Here is an 18,756-nt window from a genome sequence, read left to right as displayed (position 1 = left end):
TCTTTTTTAGTTATGAAATAATTTTATTGGTTTTATTTGGTGGGTTTTTCATCCCACCTTCTCCCTCACCATCTCCACCCCCCTCTCCAGCGCCTCCTCAATCTTGCTGGCATCAGTCCCCCCGCCCTGTGCTATCCCCGGCTTCCCTCCACCTCCGCCGCCCACAAGCTTTGACATCTCGCGCACTATTGCGCCCGAATTCACACCCATTTTCTGGGCGCGCTCGCCTGCCGCTACCACAAGCTTCACGCCGCCTGAGTCGCTTGCAAGCAGCGCCACTACATCATCATTTTTGCTGAACTCTGTTGCTGCTTTTATAAGCTCATCAACATCAGCGTGGGGTATCTTCTTCGAGAGAACTCTCAAGCCGTTTATACCCACAGCCTCACTCATCATCGCCTTCACCCTCGCTTCAGCCAGTTCAGCCTTCAGGCGCTCGTTCTCTTTCTTCAGGTCTTTCCATTCCTCAAAGAAGCGGTTCACAGTATCGGGCAACTGCTCAGGCGATACCCGCAGCGCTTCTGCGGATTTATTGAGCAGCTCATCCCTTTCCTCCCACCGCTTTACGGCAGCTTCGCCTGCTGAGAACTCAATGCGCTCAACACCATCCTGTATCCTCTCGGTCTTGATGAGCTTGATCGGGCCTATCAGTCCCGTATTTGAAACATGCGTTCCGCCGCAGGCTTCCACGTCATCCCCGACTCTCAGGATGCGTATCTCCTTTCCCGGCGGCACGCCGCCCTGGTACAGGACAAATCCGTACAGCTTCTCGGCTTCCATCCTGTCCATCCATTTAATGTCCACAGGCAGGTTTTTCATCACTTCCTTATTAGCGAGCATCTCGATCTCTTTGAATTCCTCATCGGCGATCCGCTTATAGTGGGTAATATCAAGCCTTGCCCTGTCTGTCGATTTCTGCGCCCCAGTCTGCCATATATGCCTTCCAAGAACTTTTTTAGCAGCCTCGTTCACGATATGCGTTGCTGTATGGTGCCTCATATGCGCCAGTCGCCTCTCCCAGTCGAGCCTGCCTTTAACAGTATCCCCTTTCTTGAACCCGAAATCAGAATCGGTCTCATGGATTATGACACCGTTGACAATCTGAACATCCACAACGTTAGCGACAAAATCATTCACAGCCAGAGTGCCGTGGTCTGCAGGCTGACCTCCTCCCTCAGGATAAAATAAAGTCCTGTCAAGGATAATCTTGTTATCAATGACTTCAAGCACCTTTGCCTCAAACTCGGTTTGCTCAGGATATTCATAATATAGTTTTCTTGTCGGGGGTATATCAAGCGGAAGTTTCTCCTGCTCTTCCTCTTCGGCCCTGCTGTGTTTTTTAGCCACAAGTGAATAGAACGTATCAGGAAGCTCCACGTCAACACCTGCTTCTTTTGCCACCTCGCGGGTGATTTCAGGCGGGATGCCGTGTGTATCGTATAACTGTATTAATTCGGCAAGAGGAATCCTTTCCTTCTTTTCCTTGAAATGCAGGGCAGTTTTTCTGACAAGCTTCTTTCCGCGCTCAATTGTATCCGCGTATTTTTCTTCCTCAAGCGCGACTATCTCATGGATCGTGTCAAGCCGCTCCCTGAACTCCGGATACTCGGGGAAATTCCGTATCTGTACTTCTATTATTTCAGAAAGCGGTATCCTGAGATCCAGTTCTTTCATCATCCGGAGCGTCCGCCGCAGCACAAGCCGCGCGAGGTAACCAGCCTTCACGTTCGAAGGAATGATGCCATCGCCGAACATGAATGCAAGGCATCTTGAATGGTCTGTGATGGCGTACACGGTCTCTACAGGCACCATGATCTTTTGCAGTTTCTCGACTGTCGTGCCGATACTTCCAGCTACTTTCTTCCTCAACTGGAGAAGATTCGCCTGTCCGCTGATGTCCATCATACCGGCGAACCGTGCGTTCTGAGAGAATATATTAGCATATTCGGGGTCTTCTATCGAGTGCTCGATGCCCGCAAGGTCCATCAGTTCGTTTACGACCTTCGGGAATACGGCATCGTATATAGTGGGTGAGCCTTTGGATGCCCATACGAACCTCTCAAGACCGTAGCCGGTGTCCACGATGTAGTTATCCATCTTCTCGTAGGTCTCGCCTTTGATCTCGATCGGACCGCCTTTTACCTGTTTCAAGTCCATGAAAACAAGTGTGGCAAGCTCAAGACCGGCGACCATCACTTCGACGCTCGGACCGGCGTTCCCTCCGCCGGCCCATGGTGATTCCTTATATGTTACAGCGTTCAGGTCAAGACCGAGCTCCGATAACAGGCTGTCGCATAATTCCAAAGTCCTGTCCTTCCAGTAGATTTCCTTTTTGCGCGAGTTGAAACAGTGATGAGCCATCATCTCAAAGGTGGTAAGATGGCGTCCGCTCCTTCCAACGGCATCAAGGTCATCAAGGCGGATGCAGGGCTGGGATATGGTAAGAGGATTGGCAGGCGGGGGAACAAGTCCTGACGTTACGAAAGGCTGGAAATCCGCAATCGAAGCGATCGTCAGGTATATATCATCCCTCCAGCGCGCTATTACCGGATAGCGTTTCACACGCGTATGCCCGTGCCGCTCGAAGAATGACAGATAGGCTTCCCGCATTGAAGATATGTCGTATTCTTTCTTGAAAACCGGATTACCAATAAATGAGTACGTTACGCAGGGAGGGTCTCCGCAAAATTCGGTTTCAGGATTTCGCGTCCAGAAGTTCTTGCCGCACTTCGGGCACTGTTTTCGCACAAACCCGTTCTCTTTGAAATAATCCAGCTGGTACTCATCCTCAAGCATAGGGGGTACTAATTGTAAAGGTAATACATAATCATTCTGGAAAATCCGGATGTTGGGATTACGGGGTTATAATGATAACTTAATAGTAACTAACTTGGCCCTTTCTGTATCCCTATAACAGAAAGTATCTGTTTGACCACTACCTCTTCTGCAAGTTTCATCAAAGTTTGTTTATCCCTGGTGCCGCCGAAAACTCCCAGTGGAATCTGCGCGCCGGCGAGCATCGCGTGACCTCCGGCTTTATCAGCCCCGAAAGCATCCTGCATGACTTTGCCTATATTGATGCGCACGTCACGGCTTCTGCCTGATATGTAAATATGGTCTTCTCCAAGCCCGAAAACTATAGTCGTGGTTACTCCTTCAAGGGTCAGCAGGTAATCGGCAGCCTGTGCCAGAGTGTCCCTGTTGCGTATAGTCCCGACGTTTGAGATAAGATAACTGCCTTTTATCTCCCTGTTCTTGATGGCTTCGCCCAGAACATCGATCTCCTCAACAGACCTTGACGGTGTTTCGAACTTTGTCAATATTTCCTGGTTCGCAAGAGGATACAGGTAAGCGGCTGCCATAAAATCCGCAGGGTCGGTATTTCTCCTGAAATCGTCCGTATCGACTTTTATACCGTATAAAAGAGCAGTTGCCAGCTCGGTCTTGATGGGGATCTCAAGGTCCTGCAGGTACTTTGTCATTATAGTGGCAGTGGCGCCAATGTTCGGTCTTATGTCCACATACTCTGCTTTCACTTCTTCAATATCAGCCTGGTGGTGGTCTATTATTATGCTGACCGGTGTATCCGGTGGAAGCAGGTTGTTCACTCCGGGTACAGAACATTCTATCAGGGCTATCTTTCGATACTCCGTAGACTTGAAATCCCTGGACTGGTCTAACTCTACGTCGAGGATGTTGACAAATGCCTTGTTCTCATGATGACCGATTTGTCCTTTGTAAAGTATCTCTGCTTTGACCCCTACGCTGCCGGCTATTTCTTTTAAGCCCATGGCGCTTGAAATCGCATCCGGGTCAGGGTTATTATGAACAATAATAGCAAATTTCCCATCGCCTACAGCACTTACCATTTTTTTTAAATCCTGGGCTAATTTTACTGAAGTGATTTTCTCTACATACTGGACAACCGCCAGTGCGATGGCTTTCTGGGGAAGTTTTGAAGGAAGTACGACAAGATCCGCGCCTGCAGCTTCCATTTCTTCCTTCTGCTGATAATCGTGCGCTCTTGCAACGATCTGGATATCAGGTGCAGTTCTCTTTATGAAAGCAAGTGCGTGCTTATTGGCATCGATATCCGAGCTTACTATAAAAACAGATTTAAGATGCTTGAAATCGAGTTTTTCCAGTACCTCGGTGTTTTCGATGTCCCCCAGGAATGCATTGAGGTTCTGCTCCTTTAAGGTTTCGACTTTTGCTGAATCGTTGTCTATGAGAATGATGTTTTTATTTCTTGTACCTAGCTCGTTCGCCAGAGCAAGACCTATACCGCCGCTTCCAAGGATTGCATACGTCGCCCTTATCGGCTTCAGGTCGAATGATTTCTCCTCTATGATAAAGCCTCCTGATACATCCTGTATTAATTAACATATATTAATAAGGAGGTATTTGGTTATATTCATCTTATTTTTAATTGATACTTTCGCCTCTCTTTATTGATTTACAGGTTTTTATATTTATTGTTAGGGAGTCGGAGATTCAAATCCCGTCCTGCGTTTAATGCAGCTTAAGGTTAAATAGAACATGAGTCAAGTATAGATTATGCCCGCAGAAAAAATACCTGGCTGGATTGAGAGGTTATTGTTGCCGAGACTCAGCGAGATAAGCGGTGAACTCAAAGAGATTAGAGGCGAACTCAAAGCTATTAATACGCGGATAGATTCAACGGATGCTAAGATTGATAGCCTCAGAAATGAGACGAAAACTGAGATAGCCAGCGTAAGAACGGAGATTGCTGGTCTGAAAACTGAGACTAAAACAGAGATAGCCAGTGTACGAACGGAGATAACCGGCCTCAATGAAAAGATAGACAGCCTCAGAAATGAGACCAAAACAGAGATAGCCAGTGTACGGACGGAGATAAACAGCCTCGATGAGAAGATAGACAGCCTCAGAAGTGAAACAAAATCCGAATTTACGGCTTTGAACTACAGGATTGATTCGCTCGAACGACGCATTCCGGTTATCGAGGAGATTACAGCACTCAAGCTTAAAATCGCCGATATCGAGAAAAGGCTGGCTGAGGCACAAACATAGGCTGCTTTTAAAATCAGCAACATAATGCTTAGCAAAATTTTATCTAAATACTGGGTTATGGTTAATTGAAGTTACTTTTATACTTATTTCATCTATAATTTTTATTCACCAACCATGATATCAATTCCCTGCTATCAATGGTCTATTATTGTATATGAGTCAAGGCGCAGCAATCAAGGCAATCATAATGATTGCCCCCGTCCTAAAGTGAGCACGCAAAAGCGCCAACAGTTGAAGCCACCAAGTTTAACAAAGCATACAAATATGAATATATTTATATATCAAATTTTATGGACAAAATTGGCCGAGGGGAAACTATATATATTATAATAATCATAATGATATTCTAACGAGCGGGTAGGTACGACTTTTTTAACTAACCCCCACTCCCACTCCCCGACCCGCTCGTTAACTTTAATCATTTAACAGATAATTAAAATCCTATGAGGCTGGATGGGTCTTATGGCGAAGGCGGCGGTCAGATATTAAGAACAGCGGTAGCGCTCTCGGCAGTTACAGGGGAACCAGTCGAGATTTATAATATCAGGAAGATGCGACCGAAACCCGGGCTTGCCACCCAGCATGTGAAAGCCATAGAGACCGTCTCATCCATTTGCGATGCAGAGGTTGAGGGTTGCTCACTTCATTCTACTTACCTGAGTTTTAAGCCCGCGAAAATAAAAGGCGGGACATATAATATCGATATCGGCACAGCGGGCAGCATAACTCTTCTCCTCCAGTGCCTGATGCCCGTAGCCATGCACGCCCCGTCGCCTGTAAAGTTAACGATCACAGGCGGAACGGATGTCGCCTGGTCGCCGCCCATTGATTACCTCAGGTACGTCACTCTAAGGGCGCTCTCACTGATGGGATATGAGTGTGAGCTCCGCCTGGTGCGCAGAGGATATTATCCGCGCGGGGGCGGTTATATTGAGGCGACCATCAATCCTTCGATATTGAGAAAAACAAGTTTCGATAAAAACCAGTGCAACATCATCAAGGGAATATCCCACTCGTCGGGTCTTCCTGCCCATGTAGCGCAAAGACAGGCTTCCAGTGCCGAAAAAATACTGCGCGAGGAGGATTATAACACCAGTATTTCACTTGAAATAAAAGATGAAACATCAACAGGTAGCGGTATTACTTTATGGTGCGGTACTGCAGGAGGGAGCGCACTTGGTAAGCAGGGATTAAGAGCAGAAAAAGTAGGTAGTACTGCGGCAGCCTCAATACTCCGGGAGTTAAAAACCGCGCCGGAGTGGACATATATTTAGCAGACCAGTTAATACCGTATCTGGCACTGGCTCGCGGTGGCTCTTTTACAACAAGGAGCTTAACTCCACATGCAAGGACAAATATATGGGTGACAGAGCAGTTCCTTAATGTGAAATTCAAGATAGAAGAGCTAAATACAGGGTTGTTCCTCGTATCTATTTAACTATTCATGAATCAATCCAAGGTTGAAGGCTAAGGAGGAATGAAAAGCCTCCAACCTTTAGGACATTGTTAAAAGACATACTGTGCATCTGCGAGACGAACTACTGTGCATTTGGAAATGGGATAGGCATGCCGGGGACCACCCCACCACGGCTCTTCCTCCCCGAAAGAGCAAAGCCCCCGTCCATCGGATAGGGATATTGACATGCAAGCCCGGCTATTATCATGATACCTGCGTATATCATATCCCACATCGGTTGTTAAAGGCAAGAAGGTAAAGGCATACCGGATAAAGGGATGTCCTTGTTGCCTGACCGGAACTGTCACCATGCAGACCCCAGGGACAAATTCCCTATTCCGATATGCCTGATACCATACCTGATATAAGCGAACCTGCCTACTCCCATTTTATTATGTGGTGCTGCCGGAATACAGGCGAGTCACCATAATTACCATTAAGAATCCTGAAAATAAATAGCCCTATGAATAAGTTGCATATGCTATAACATATGCAAGTGGCATACGGTTTTTAAATGTAAGCTATGTTAAATCGCTGACCTGATGCTGGAATCATGTTATCCAAGCATCTCGCCCACAATCCTTATTTCATCTACTTTCCTCAATCGTTCCAGTAATTTCATCCCTTTTTCAGTAATTTCGTAGTTATCAGGAATACTGGTGCATTTTGCTATAAAACCTTTATCTATCAATAGCTCAAAATATTTCTGAAAGTTTCTCCAGTCAAGATATGCCCTCTGCATGATTCGTGTCTTCTTAGAATTTTTCTCTTCATACGTTACTTTTAACACATCGTAAATGAGTTCCCATCTGCTTCTTTTCTTTACCACGGTACAAGTCCCCCATATTTTTATATCTCAAAGCTCCTCCCCATCAATAATCTTTGGATCAACAAAATATACATTGATTTTGCTATTAATCTTTCGTCGATTATATTAGTCCAAACCCGAACTATCATGTGGATTTGCCCGGGCAGCATGCGAACTCCGGCAGTTTGCTGACTCTGAACGACAAAAGAATTACGGCAAAAATTAGTATCAGTTTCTGTGCTCCAATCGTAAAATACCAACTCCTTTAAACTCCTGATGTAAAGTATGGTGGCAGTAATATAAATAGCTTTTTGGATATTCAAAATAACTTTTACGATTTTGTAGTATTATCCTGACAGTGATATTGACCGATAGCTTAAAGTACTATATAGTCGAAAAGAGTACCCCCTATCACCGTAGGAGACATACAGTCGACTACTACGGGAGGAATCTTATTGGAGCAAGAACAAATATTAACTGCTGTAAAGCAGGCACTTGAGAAGTCGCCGCAGCGTAAATTCTCAGAAAGCATAGATCTGGCGATAAATCTTAAAAACCTTGATATGAACCAGCCGCAGAACAGGATCGATGAAGAAATAATCCTGCCCAACGGCGTCGGAAAGCTTATCAAGATTGCGGTATTCGCAAAAGGTGAAACTGCGCAGAGAGCAAAAGGCGCAGGGGCTGATTATGTTTTTGATCCTGAGGAGATTAATGTGCTCGGCGAGGATAAGGCAAGAACTAAAACTCTCGCTGAAGAGGTCAATTTCTTTATAGCCGAGGCTGCGTACATGCCTCTGATCGGTAAAACACTCGGTCAGGTGCTCGGCCCGAGGGGGAAGATGCCCATACCTCTGACACCTGATAAGGATATAGTCCAGATAATAACCAAATCAAGGAACTCGATAAAAGTAAGGTCCAAGGATAAGATGACGTTCCACATTTCTATCGGAAGAAAAGAAATGGATGCTGTGAAAATAGCAGAGAACATAGAGACGATAGTAAACCGTATCGAACACAGATACGAACGCGGTTTATACAATGTGAGGTCTGTATATGTCAAGACTACCATGGGACCGTCTGTGAGGGTGATCTAAATGGCATCAGAGGTTAGACATCACAGTATTCATATCCCCCAGTGGAAAAAAGATGAAATAGAGGATATTAAAAGATTAATCGGCGCTTATTCATCTATTGGCGTTGTAGGGGTTCATGGAATCCCGTCAAGCCAGCTTCAATTGATGCGCAAGAACCTGCGCGGCATGGCAAACGTCAAGATGAGCAGGAATAATCTCATTTTCCACGCGCTGGATCAATCGCCCGACCAGGTCAAACAGATCAGTAAGTATGTAGAAGACCAGACCGCTTTGTTATTTACGAATGAGAACCCCTTTAAGCTCTACAAGATCTTAGAGAAAGGCAGGACAGCTGCACCCATAAAACCCGGTGGCATAGCGCCAAAGGATATTGTTGTCCAGAAAGGCCCTACTTCTTTCCCGCCAGGACCGATAGTGGGAGAACTGCAAGGTTCAGGAATCCCCGCCGGCATAGAAGGCGGGAAGGTCGTAATCCGGGAAACAAAGACCGTAGCCAGAAAAGGCGATGTTGTGGATGCAAAACTTGCATCTATACTTTCACGTCTTGAGATTCACCCTGTGGATCTGGGACTGGACCTGCGGGCGGTCTATGAGAATGGCACAATTTATGAATCCAAAATGTTGCTGATCGATGAGACACAATATATTGGCAATATAACCCGGGCGGTACAGAAGGCATTTAATCTGTCCATTAATACAGCATACCCGGCAAAAGCAACAATCAGTACCCTGCTTGCTAAAGCAGCGTCTGAATCAAGGAACCTTGCCATAAACGCTGAAATAATAATGCCGGATATCATGGATGTGTTGCTTGCCAAAGCCAATGCGCAGATGTTAACTATTGCAAAGATCGCATCACAGAAGGATACGAACGCCATCGGCGAGAAGTTAAAAGAGAAGCTTGCAGCTTCGCCAAAGGAAGAAAAGAAACCGGAGGCAGCGGCTGCGCCAAAGGAAGTAAAGGAAGAAAAGAAAAAGGAAGAACCCAAGGAATCTGATATTGCATCGGGTCTTGGCTCACTGTTCGGTTAAGTTCATTTAAAAGGTGATTAAAATGGAATACGTATATGCAGCGCTTTTATTACACAGCGCAGGAAAGAAAGTTACAGAGGAAGGAATTGCTGCTGTAATAAAAGCAGCAGGAATGGAAGTAGATTCTGTAAGGGCAAAGGCCCTTGTCTCGGCTCTTGAGGGCGTCAATATAGAAGAGGCTATCTCAAAAGCAGCATTTGCGGCAGCCCCGGCTCAGGCAGCACCAGCAGCCCCGGCAGCAGCGGCAGAGGCGCCGAAGAAGGAAGAAAAAGCAAAAGAGAAAGATAAAGAGAAGTCTGAAGAGAGTGGAATGGAAGGGCTCGGCGCGTTGTTCGGCTGAGTCCCGACATTTTCTTTCTTTTTTTATTATTTATCAAAAAGTGTTTTTTCAGGACTTACACGTTTGAAACTTTATTTTCAACATCGGTAGACGTTTTTTGCATTGTACGTTCCATATCGACCAATATTCGAAAACGTGCACCAACATATATATCGCATCCCGGCTAATTTATAATCGCTATGGATATCCAGAAAATTCGCCTTGATTTCCCGGCACTTGCGAAAAAATGGAACGGGAAATATCCCATCTATCTCGATAATGCCTGCATGACCCTGAAGCCCGCACAGGTCATGGAAGCAATGAACGAATACTATAACGAGTATCCCGTATGCGGCGGGCGCTCGCTTCATAAGATGGCGAAAAAAGTAGATGAGAAAGTTATAGAAGTAAGGGAGAAGTTCCAGGGATTTCTTAATTCACAGCACCCTGAAGAGCTGATTTTCACACGGAACACCAGTGAGGGGTTGAACCTTATCGCCAATTGCCTTGATTTTAAGAAGGGGGATGTAGTCCTTACAACGGACAGGGAACATAACTCAAACCTTATTCCCTGGCAGGTGCAGGCTTATAAGAAGGGAATAAAGCACATAATCGTTTACTCAAACCCGGACAATACCTTTAATCTTGACAACTTTGAAGAGACCTTAAACAAAAATAAAAATGTCAGGCTAGTGAGCATGGTTCATACCGCAAACCTGGATGGCTATACCATCCCGGCAGGGGAAATTATCAAAATAGCCCATGACCACGGCGCGCTTGTCATGCTGGACGGCGCACAGAGCGCGCCCCAAAAATCTATAGATGTTAAGGCACTGGATGTGGATTTTTTTGCGTTTTCGGTGCACAAGATGCTCGGTCCGACTGGAATGGGTATGTTGTACGGGAAATATCACCTGCTTGAGGAACTTGCGCCTTTTCTTGTAGGAGGTGATACAGTGAGCGATACCACCTATGAAGCTGCAAAATTCCTTCCCCCACCTGAGAAATTCGAGGCAGGGCTTCAGAACTATGCCGGGATAATAGGGAGCGGCGCCGCTGTGGATTATCTTAAGAATGTCGGGCTTTCGAACATAGAAAAGCATGAGGAAAAGCTGAACAGGATTATCACGGACGGGATAAAGGACATACATGGGCTGAAAATAATAGGACCGCAGGACCCGGCGCAGAGATCCGGCATTATCACCTTCACTCTTGAATTCCCGAAGGGTGGCGATGCGCATGATATCGCCATTATACTGGATGAGACCGAGAATATCGCAGTTCGCTCAGGCGCGTTCTGCGTACATTCGTGGTTCAACTACCGCAAATGCGAGGCTGCGGTGCGTGCTTCGCTTTACCTGTATAACACCGAAGAGGAGGCACGGAAATTCATCGATGCGCTGGAGAAGACGGTATGGTTGTTCAAAGGGTGAGAACCAGTTAACAGTTCAGCATTCCATAATTATCCCGGCATACCCCACAACTGCAGAAACATCGCCGGTAGCATCGCCGCTTGTGCTGTAATTTAGCAACGTGGCCTTCTTTGCGCCGAGAGTTTTTGTGGTGGCAAGCATCGCGGCGATCGGTCCGTATCCGCACACAGAAGCATCACGCTTCTGTAACCGCTGATAGAAACCCGGGATATCCATGTTCAGGATCGATTCAATATAGTACTTATCATTCTCCCTTGCTACTTTATCCGGCATGTAGTGGGTGAAATCACTTGATGCTATTACCACTATTTTCTTATCGACCTTGTGCACAGCTTCAGCTATTTCCTGCCCCACTTCCATTGCAGTTTCTTCGTCCTGCATTCCCATGCAGATGGGGACTATCTTAAAATCCTTGAACCGGTACTGCAAGAAAGGTAGCTGTACTTCAAGGGAGTGCTCGTATTTATGGGCGGTCTCATCCTGATAAATAATTCTCTTGGGAAGCGCCCTGATGAAATCAAGGTCGGCGCCCACCCCACCCAGCGGAGTGCTCCATGTCTCGGAAGAAACAGACACCGGCGAGCCATAACCAGTGTGGTTGGGCCCAAGCATCACAAAGGTGCCGGCATCAGGTAATGAAGCATATACATGGGCAGCAGCCTTTCCCGAATAAATATAGCCTGCGTGGGGTACCACAGCGCCTAGGACATTCTTCCTGGTCCGAGGGACGTCAATAAAGCATCTGCTGACTTCCCTGAGAAGGTCGTTTTTATTGCGGGGATAGAACTGTCCCGAAACTGCCGGAGCCCTCATATCAGGTTATATTTCAGCCTCGAAATCGGCTACCGTATAATTAATGGTATCTCCTCTTTCCTCAAGTGTCTTCTTTGCAAGAAGCCAGTATATCAACGCGAGTGCTTTTCTACCCTTGTTGTTGGTGGGGATCACAAAGTCCACATTGGATGTCGAGTTATTGGTATCGCACAAGCCAATAACAGGTATCCCGACATTGATCGCTTCGTTCACAGCCTGTACATCGCCTGCAGGGTCTGTTACCACAAGGACATCGGGTTCTACATATAAATGCAATTTCGGGTTGGTTAAAGTGCCTGGAATAAACCTGCCTGTTATTGCCCTTGCACCTATCGCTTTTGCGAACATCTCCGAAGGATAGTGACCGTACTGCCTGGCAGACACTACAAGTACCCTCTGCGGATCGTATTTGGCAAGCATCTTTGCCGCAAGCCGTATCCGCTGGTCTGTAGCCTGTATATCCAGCACATACAACCCATCCGTCCTTACGCGATACACGAAACGCATCATTTCTTTCGTTTTCTGCTGCGTGCCTATATGGATTCCTGCGGTAAGATATTCATCCTGGGGAATAATTGATTCATAACCTGTATCCTGTTTTACATCCTGTTTAATATCAACGATATTTTCCATTTTCTTCACCTTTTATGCTGCTATTGGTTTTATCTCTTCTGTTGTTCTTTTTACTGTGATGGGGATCACTTCCTTTTCCAGTTCCTCCATCGCGATATCTATAGGTTCTTTTTTATCTGTTTCTATCAATACTGGAGCGCCCATGGATATCTGAAGTGCCCTTGCTCCGATAATTCTTGCCTTTTCATATCGAGTAAATTTAGTTTCGACCACTTAATCACCTCAAAACAAGTATGCGGAAGTTAAATAAGTACAACGGATCTATACAAATATTTATTACAAATGTATTAATTATATACTGTTTTTTCCCAGAGTCCCTCTGAGAGTGGTTCATGTTCGTTTCCTTTGCCCCGGAATATGGGGTTGCTGAGATTTGAACTCAGGTCACGGCGTCCCGAACGCCGTAGGATGGACCAGACTACCCTACAACCCCTCCTCACTGGTACGGCGCCAGCAGGTCCACCAGCTCCACATGGGTGAGAAGCATTCTCCTGCAGCAATATCTCTCTATACCCAGGTCGTCGAGTACTTTGCCCGGATCCTCTGTCTGGCTCCGTTTTTTGTACTCATCCCATACGCTGGAGATGACTTTCCCGCATGAAAAGCATCGTACCGGTATCATGTTTCACCTGTATGATTTCTGTCTTCTCTTCCTGGCACCGCGTCCGCCGAACTTCTTGGGCAGCTTGTAACGCGTGTCGTTAACTAGGAGACTCCTGTCGTACTGCGCCATGGCATCTCTGAGTGCCGTATCATTTGTCCAATCCACAAGGCCGCGGGCTATGGCTGTGCGGACTGCGCCTGCCTGCCCGATAATACCGCCGCCGTGTACATTGACGTCGATATCCACTGTCTGAAGAAAGTTATTCGCGAATTCGAGGGGTTCTGACATTTTCAGGCGTATCAGTTCGGGCTCTACTATCTCGATGGGTTTATTGTTAACCCTTACCCGCCCTTTACCTTCCCGCAGAGTTGCGCGGGCGATAGCGGTTTTCCTTTTTCCGGATGAATTAACGATTTTCATGTATGACTCCTAAAATTTTGAACCTAATCTTTTGCTCAGGTCGCCAAGCACCGTGTAATTACTTGTGCTCAGGCGTGTTATGCTTGCGTCCTGTAATGTATTTGCCTGCTCTTTACTTAATTCCGGCGGTACTCCTATATAGACTTTTAGCCTGTTATATGCCTCCCTGCCGGTCATCTTTTTGTGGGGGATCATACCCCGTATAGTTCTTGCCACTATCTGGTCAGGACGCCTCGGGAAATGAGGGCCGAACTCCCGCGAGCCCCTGTCGGTGTATTTTTTGTATCTGGCGAATGTCGTGTCCCTTCTGCCTGAGAGTATCACCTTTTCGGCATTGATGATATTGATCTCTTCGCCTTTCAATAATCGCTGGGCTACCAGGCTTGCCATCCTTCCAAGTATAAGATTGTTTGCGTCGATTACTGCCATGATTTCACCCTATTATCCTTACTCTTGCACCCTCAGGATTCTTGTTCATGAGTTCCTGGATGCTAAGGCAGGAGCCTCCTGCCGCGGTAATCTTGCTTTTTGCGCTTCCGCTGAAGCCCAGGGCTGCAACTGTCAACTGATGGTCAAGTTCGCCTGCTCCGAGTACTTTCCCGGGCACGAGTATCAGATCTTTTTCTTTCGTGTACCTGTTTATCCTGCTGAGATTGACCTCGTGACACTGCCTTGTCGGGCGCTCAAGCCGTAACGCTATATCCCGCCAGAGCGGTACCTGCTTCTCCCTTGACTGTTTTTTAAGACCTGATATCAGGTCTAATAACTGTGTGTTTGTTTTGTAATTGTGCTTCATCCTGTTCCTCCGTAAGACCTTACGAGGTCCGACTCACGCAAACCGATTTCGGTTTGGAACCTTTCTATGAGGTTTTACTGCGTTCGGATTTTTAGATCCATACGCCGCAGGCGAGTGCCTGCTACGGTTAATGCAGAATCATAAAAAAATGATTCAGTCTCCCCCTGAATGCATTTCATGTTACATAAAGGTAACGCATATGAAAAATGACTGGATAATCTCTTTATACAGCAAAGCCTCTTAAACAAATCTATGGATTATGACCTGCATCGCGCTAAACATATGATAGGTGCGCTGGAGATCGGCTCAGATACGAAAGCCTCCATGCTCAAATCATTCGCGCGCAGGGTTGAACTCTCCGGCAGCGACATCTTTTTTTTAGAGAGCCTTTTACCCCGATATCCCTGACTGGCACACATTGCTCTCTTGCATGCAGGCACTGCAACTCGCATTACCTGCGCCACATGCTTGACGGCTCTGACAGCAAATTGCGTTTTGAAGTCTTAAGATTAGCTAACAAAGGCGCAAAAGGGATACTGCTGAGCGGGGGAAGCGCTGCCGATGGAAGCGTCCCTACGTATGAGCAGGCAGATGTTATCCAGAAGCTCAAGCGGGATACAGGACTCAAGCTCAGCGCGCACACAGGCATTGTGAACAGCTCACAGGCACAGGCACTTGCCGGATACCTTGACATGGCGCTCGTTGATGTTTTAGGCGATAATGAAACCATACACGACATACTTGGCATCAACGCCTGCGTGCAGGATTACGAAAATTCGCTGAACCATCTTTCATCTGCCGGAATTCCGCTTGCGCCGCATATCATTGTTGGATTGCATAATGGCAAGCTGAAAGGAGAGTTCAGGGCGCTTGAGCTCGTAAAAAAGTTCAATCCCGGGGTCGTGGTGATAGTGGTATTCATTCCCACAAAAGGAACTGCCCTTGAGGGAGTTGCGCCGCCTGAGCTCGAAGATGTTGTGAAAGTGATAACAAAGGCGCGCGAAATGTTCGGTGTGCCACTTTCATTAAGCTGCGTGCGTCCCGGCGGCAGGTACCGCTCGATGCTTGATATGTACGCGATCCTGGGCGGGATAGACAGGATAGCAGTACCTTCAAGAAAAGCTTATACAATATGCCGGGAACTTGGACTGAATATCGTTGAGATACCGAAAATGTGCTGTTCATTTAATATATCACCATGAAAAAGATAGCAAGCCATAATGATATTGATATTTTTGCGCCGGATAATTCGAGGTTCTCCTTCCTTAAAAGCCCTTATGCAGCCCATAAGACCCATAGCGCCGTAGATATTTACTACGGGAGTTTTAGCAGCGATGCTCTTTCGCCTGCCGACGGGGAAGTAATAGATGTTCGAAGTTTCGATACGCCCACGCCCTTTAAAGACCGGGATTCCAGGGAATATGTTATAGCCCTGCGCCAGAAGGAGCATGTCGTTAAAATACTCCACATAAAACCTGATGTTGAGATAGGCGAGAGGATCACAGCGGGTGATAAAATCGGGACCTTTATACAAAATGGATATTTCATCTTCTGGAACGACCCTGTTATGCACGTCGAGGTGCGGCAGCCTGATGACTACCTGCGCGCCTCGAACCGCCTGAGCCTTGTGCCGCAGATCAAATGGGGCAGGCTTTCTTCGCGAAAAAAATAGACCTGGAATGCAGCGTTGCGGATTTAAATAAGAGGTATGCTCTTCTTTCCGCGCCCTGCGATACCTGCGGCGACATCAGGGGTTTTGCAATGGATGGTGGATTTCTTGATGGTTATGTCGCTTCCGGTGCTGAAAGCGGTTTCTTTGGCATCGTCATGCCGCAGGGATATATCCATCCGGAAGTCCGGGCGCTTGAGATCACAGCAGGAGGTAGAAAGGTAGATTGCGCAGGGATTGCCTTTTGTTTATTTTTTTACGAGCCCAGGATCAAGGTCTTGCCCAAAAAATACGGCGATGAACTACTTTCTGTAGGCGACAGGATCAGGATAAGGCTTGAAATTCAGTAGCCTCTTTCCGTAACCTCACCCTCAGCACATCGGCTGCGCTGCTGAGATCGTTGTCATAAAGGTCTTTTATCTTTGAATTGTACAGGAACGTGTATATTTTCTTTAGCTTTGCCTCTTTCCTGTCTTTCAGTATCGTATTTTCCGCCGCCAAAGTGATGCTGAAATCATGCTGGTGGGTCAATATGAAGTTGCGGAGGTCATCCGCCGTCTTCATTCCGGGCAGGAGCCGGAGCATCCAGATTATGGGCGGACCCCTGGTTTTCCGCTGCTTCGGACCGTCGTGGATATACAGACCGAATGCCATGTCTTCTTTTTGAAGAATGGCTGTCAGTGTCATGGCGCCCGCACCGCTGCATACTTCCACTTTTTCGCTAAGAACGGTATAGCCCATATCTGACAATTCTTTCTTTGCAAATTGCAGAAGCGAGAGTTCGTAATCCTGCTCGGGGAGATCCCAGTAATCACTCATGGAGTCAAGCAGGTATAAATGAATATTTATACCTATCTTAACCAAAATTCTAATAATAAAGTGAGTTTTCTATCTGTAAAAATTTTGTAGTATTTTCTTGTATATTCTGCGTTATGCCTCTACAGATATTTATTATACTTTTTATTATTCAACCCCTTTATTTCTATTGGAAAAATAAATAATGATTGTTATTATAATGATGGAAGATTAATTAAAAAACCAGTTCGCTGCCTATCGATTATATTAACCGCCTCAAATTAAACAACATTAGATAGCAAACTTTTTTAACTGTATGACCGGATACAGATTATGTAACCCTTATTTCGTATGGAAAGGAAATCAAGGAGGATAGTGGGCAGGTTGGGGATTATGGTGGTGTAAAAAAGTATTTTGCTGCCCACTATTAGTTCGTATATATGCGAACATGGTATATAAAGTTTACTCAGCATTTTAGAAAACTTATTTCATTCCACCCGCCAACATAACACCATATGGCAGACCTGATGATCAAAGGCGGCACCGTCCTCACTATGGAGGGCGCTATCCTCAATAAAGGAGTGGTAGTTGTGGATAATGGCATGATAACCTTCGTGGGAAAGGACAAAGATGAAAAAGCCGATAAAATAATTGATGCAACAGGCTGCGCTGTCATGCCTGGTCTTATTAATGCCCACACACATCTCTCCATGACACTTTTCCGCGGGTATGCGGACGGGCTCCTGTATGGGAAATGGATAAAAAAGATCCGGCAGGCGGAAATGAAACTGTCACCCGCCGACATCAGGGCTGGCGCATACCTCGGTGTGCTTGAGATGATCAAATCAGGCACTACAGCCTTTGCTGATATGTATGTATACATGGATGAAGTTGCCCGGGTCGTGGAGGAGACTGGAACAAGGGCGGCTCTAGGGTATGGAATGATAGAAGGTATCAATGAGGATCCGGATACTAAATTAAAAAGCAGGGCAGGATTTAACAAAAAATGGAACGGCAAAGCCGGGGGCAGGATCACGACCATGTATGCGCCGCATTCTGCAGTTTCATGCTCAAAGGAATTCCTGATAAGGGTTAAAGAACTCGCTGGGAGGGATAATTCCAGGATCCACATACATGTCCTTGAGACAGAAAATGAGCTTCGGTTAATGAAACAAAATTACATGATGTGTTCTGTTAATTTCCTTGATAGCATAGGTTTACTCAGCCGGGGCGTTCTTGCTGCCCACTGCATCTGGTTATCGGATGGGGATATTGATATACTCAGAAATAACAATGTAAATGTTGTCCACTGCCCGTCAAGCAATATGGCGCTTGGCACCGGGGTCGCACCTGTTCCGAAGATGCTTGAAAAAGGAATAAATGTGGCGCTTGGAACAGACAGCGCTGCTTCAGGCGGAAGCCTTGATATGTGGAATGAAATAAGAACTGCCTCATATCTTCATAAGCTTAAAGACCCGCAAGCGATGCCTGCATCCACTGTGCTTGGGATGGCGACCGTGAACGGGGCGCAGGCACTGGGCATAAAGGCAGGTGTGCTCAAGCCCGGAAATCTTGCGGATATCATTCTTGTTGACATGAAAAAACCTCAATTTGTGTCCACGAACCTGATCTCAGCCCTCATTCACGGCGCTTCGGGGTGTGATGTGAAAACCACTATAGTTAATGGAGAGATACTCATGGAAGATCATGAAGTGAGAGTCATAGATGAAGAAAAGGTCATCGATGGTGCAAAAGCTGCAATGCTGCAATATTCCTAAGTTTATTAGAAGGTTTTCTTTTAACGCATAGGAAAGTATAAACGCATTTTC

Annotated in this window: 23 protein-coding genes, 1 tRNA gene and 1 pseudogene; 11 read left to right on the top strand and 14 right to left on the bottom strand. The window is 46.3% G+C overall.

The window, feature by feature from the left end:
* Nucleotides 1–48: 48 nt before the first annotated feature.
* Both alaS and MNV_RS18495 read right to left on the bottom strand, forming a co-directional pair.
* Nucleotides 49–2,796, bottom strand: a complete 2,748-nt coding sequence (gene alaS, locus MNV_RS18500) for an alanine--tRNA ligase (protein ID WP_096207417.1) — start codon at nucleotides 2,794–2,796, stop codon at nucleotides 49–51.
* An 89-nt stretch (nucleotides 2,797–2,885) separates the two neighbouring features.
* The gene (locus MNV_RS18495) at nucleotides 2,886–4,301 is read right to left on the bottom strand and encodes a DHH family phosphoesterase (protein ID WP_306453668.1); all 1,416 of its coding nucleotides are present in this window, start codon (nucleotides 4,299–4,301) and stop codon (nucleotides 2,886–2,888) included.
* A gap of 256 nt (nucleotides 4,302–4,557) precedes the next feature.
* On the opposite strand from MNV_RS18495, the gene MNV_RS18490 reads away from it, so the two are divergent.
* Both MNV_RS18490 and rtcA read left to right on the top strand, forming a co-directional pair.
* Nucleotides 4,558–5,052: a coiled-coil domain-containing protein gene (locus tag MNV_RS18490; RefSeq protein ID WP_096207415.1), complete on the top strand. Its 495-nt coding sequence runs from the start codon at nucleotides 4,558–4,560 to the stop codon at nucleotides 5,050–5,052.
* Nucleotides 5,053–5,495: 443 nt separating this feature from the next.
* Nucleotides 5,496–6,490, top strand: a pseudogene (gene rtcA, locus MNV_RS18485) (RNA 3'-terminal phosphate cyclase).
* A 68-nt stretch (nucleotides 6,491–6,558) separates the two neighbouring features.
* On the opposite strand, the gene MNV_RS19165 reads toward rtcA, so the two are convergent.
* The 3 genes from MNV_RS19165 to MNV_RS21450 all read right to left on the bottom strand — a co-directional run bounded on the left by MNV_RS19165 (nucleotide 6,559) and on the right by MNV_RS21450 (nucleotide 7,563).
* Complete coding sequence (locus MNV_RS19165) at nucleotides 6,559–6,819, bottom strand: hypothetical protein (RefSeq protein ID WP_143311912.1); 261 nt, start codon at nucleotides 6,817–6,819, stop codon at nucleotides 6,559–6,561.
* A gap of 245 nt (nucleotides 6,820–7,064) precedes the next feature.
* Complete coding sequence (locus MNV_RS18480; RefSeq protein WP_179294091.1) at nucleotides 7,065–7,337, bottom strand: winged helix-turn-helix domain-containing protein; 273 nt, start codon at nucleotides 7,335–7,337, stop codon at nucleotides 7,065–7,067.
* A gap of 124 nt (nucleotides 7,338–7,461) precedes the next feature.
* The gene (locus MNV_RS21450; protein WP_143311914.1) at nucleotides 7,462–7,563 is read right to left on the bottom strand and encodes a twin-arginine translocase TatA/TatE family subunit; all 102 of its coding nucleotides are present in this window, start codon (nucleotides 7,561–7,563) and stop codon (nucleotides 7,462–7,464) included.
* A 208-nt stretch (nucleotides 7,564–7,771) separates the two neighbouring features.
* Here MNV_RS21450 and MNV_RS18470 point away from each other — a divergent pair, with 208 nt between their 5' ends.
* The 4 genes from MNV_RS18470 (at nucleotide 7,772) to MNV_RS18455 (ending at nucleotide 11,197) form a co-directional block, all read left to right on the top strand.
* Complete coding sequence (locus MNV_RS18470) at nucleotides 7,772–8,413, top strand: 50S ribosomal protein L1 (protein ID WP_096207412.1); 642 nt, start codon at nucleotides 7,772–7,774, stop codon at nucleotides 8,411–8,413.
* Nucleotides 8,414–9,445: a 50S ribosomal protein L10 gene (locus MNV_RS18465; protein WP_096207411.1), complete on the top strand. Its 1,032-nt coding sequence runs from the start codon at nucleotides 8,414–8,416 to the stop codon at nucleotides 9,443–9,445.
* A 22-nt stretch (nucleotides 9,446–9,467) separates the two neighbouring features.
* Nucleotides 9,468–9,785: a 50S ribosomal protein P1 gene (gene rpl12p / locus MNV_RS18460; protein ID WP_096207410.1), complete on the top strand. Its 318-nt coding sequence runs from the start codon at nucleotides 9,468–9,470 to the stop codon at nucleotides 9,783–9,785.
* 179 nt (nucleotides 9,786–9,964) lie between these two features.
* Nucleotides 9,965–11,197 (top strand): aminotransferase class V-fold PLP-dependent enzyme, encoded by a 1,233-nt coding sequence (locus MNV_RS18455; RefSeq protein ID WP_096207409.1) that lies wholly within the window; start codon nucleotides 9,965–9,967, stop codon nucleotides 11,195–11,197.
* A 15-nt stretch (nucleotides 11,198–11,212) separates the two neighbouring features.
* Here MNV_RS18455 and MNV_RS18450 read toward each other — a convergent pair whose 3' ends face one another.
* The 8 genes from MNV_RS18450 to MNV_RS18415 form a co-directional block, all read right to left on the bottom strand.
* Entirely contained in the window at nucleotides 11,213–12,010 is a 798-nt protein-coding gene (locus MNV_RS18450; RefSeq protein ID WP_096207408.1) for an MEMO1 family protein, read from the bottom strand.
* 6 nt (nucleotides 12,011–12,016) lie between these two features.
* Nucleotides 12,017–12,643, bottom strand: coding sequence for a 30S ribosomal protein S2 (rpsB, locus tag MNV_RS18445; protein WP_096207407.1), 627 nt, complete (start codon nucleotides 12,641–12,643; stop codon nucleotides 12,017–12,019).
* A gap of 12 nt (nucleotides 12,644–12,655) precedes the next feature.
* On the bottom strand, nucleotides 12,656–12,856 hold the full coding sequence (locus MNV_RS18440) for a DNA-directed RNA polymerase subunit K (protein WP_096207406.1): 201 nt from the start codon (nucleotides 12,854–12,856) through the stop codon (nucleotides 12,656–12,658).
* Between the two features lie 145 nt (nucleotides 12,857–13,001).
* A tRNA-Pro gene (locus MNV_RS18435) sits at nucleotides 13,002–13,076 on the bottom strand.
* A 3-nt stretch (nucleotides 13,077–13,079) separates the two neighbouring features.
* Entirely contained in the window at nucleotides 13,080–13,265 is a 186-nt protein-coding gene (locus MNV_RS18430) for a DNA-directed RNA polymerase subunit N (protein WP_096207405.1), read from the bottom strand.
* Nucleotides 13,266–13,268: 3 nt separating this feature from the next.
* Nucleotides 13,269–13,667 (bottom strand): 30S ribosomal protein S9, encoded by a 399-nt coding sequence (locus MNV_RS18425; RefSeq protein ID WP_096207404.1) that lies wholly within the window; start codon nucleotides 13,665–13,667, stop codon nucleotides 13,269–13,271.
* 9 nt (nucleotides 13,668–13,676) lie between these two features.
* Nucleotides 13,677–14,096, bottom strand: a complete 420-nt coding sequence (locus tag MNV_RS18420; RefSeq protein WP_096207403.1) for a 50S ribosomal protein L13 — start codon at nucleotides 14,094–14,096, stop codon at nucleotides 13,677–13,679.
* A 4-nt stretch (nucleotides 14,097–14,100) separates the two neighbouring features.
* Nucleotides 14,101–14,463, bottom strand: coding sequence for a 50S ribosomal protein L18e (locus MNV_RS18415; protein ID WP_096207402.1), 363 nt, complete (start codon nucleotides 14,461–14,463; stop codon nucleotides 14,101–14,103).
* 252 nt (nucleotides 14,464–14,715) lie between these two features.
* On the opposite strand from MNV_RS18415, the gene MNV_RS19990 reads away from it, so the two are divergent.
* From MNV_RS19990 to MNV_RS18400, 4 genes are read left to right on the top strand one after another with little or no spacing between them, the layout of a single operon-like run.
* Nucleotides 14,716–14,871 (top strand): hypothetical protein, encoded by a 156-nt coding sequence (locus MNV_RS19990; protein WP_179294090.1) that lies wholly within the window; start codon nucleotides 14,716–14,718, stop codon nucleotides 14,869–14,871.
* On the top strand, nucleotides 14,862–15,665 hold the full coding sequence (locus tag MNV_RS18410) for a radical SAM protein (protein ID WP_143311911.1): 804 nt from the start codon (nucleotides 14,862–14,864) through the stop codon (nucleotides 15,663–15,665). Before MNV_RS19990 ends, MNV_RS18410 begins: the two co-directional genes overlap by 10 nt.
* A complete protein-coding gene (locus tag MNV_RS18405; RefSeq protein ID WP_096207400.1) occupies nucleotides 15,662–16,135 on the top strand; it encodes a M23 family metallopeptidase in 474 nt (157 codons plus the stop codon). The genes MNV_RS18410 and MNV_RS18405 overlap by 4 nt, the downstream gene beginning before the upstream one ends.
* Entirely contained in the window at nucleotides 16,105–16,482 is a 378-nt protein-coding gene (locus MNV_RS18400; protein ID WP_096207399.1) for a hypothetical protein, read from the top strand. Before MNV_RS18405 ends, MNV_RS18400 begins: the two co-directional genes overlap by 31 nt.
* Here the strand turns inward: MNV_RS18400 and MNV_RS18395 are convergent.
* Nucleotides 16,457–16,951 carry a hypothetical protein gene (locus MNV_RS18395; RefSeq protein ID WP_143311910.1) on the bottom strand — a complete coding sequence of 165 codons (495 nt, stop codon included), beginning with the start codon at nucleotides 16,949–16,951 and terminating at the stop codon, nucleotides 16,457–16,459. The genes MNV_RS18400 and MNV_RS18395 overlap by 26 nt on opposite strands.
* A gap of 491 nt (nucleotides 16,952–17,442) precedes the next feature.
* On the opposite strand from MNV_RS18395, the gene MNV_RS18390 reads away from it, so the two are divergent.
* Complete coding sequence (locus MNV_RS18390; protein ID WP_096207397.1) at nucleotides 17,443–18,705, top strand: amidohydrolase family protein; 1,263 nt, start codon at nucleotides 17,443–17,445, stop codon at nucleotides 18,703–18,705.
* Nucleotides 18,706–18,756: the final 51 nt, after the last annotated feature.

Origin of the sequence: Candidatus Methanoperedens nitratireducens (assembly GCF_900196725.1) — an archaeon.
GTDB lineage: Archaea > Halobacteriota > Methanosarcinia > Methanosarcinales > Methanoperedenaceae > Methanoperedens > Methanoperedens nitroreducens_A.
This window is presented reverse-complemented; position numbering and strand designations above follow the sequence as displayed.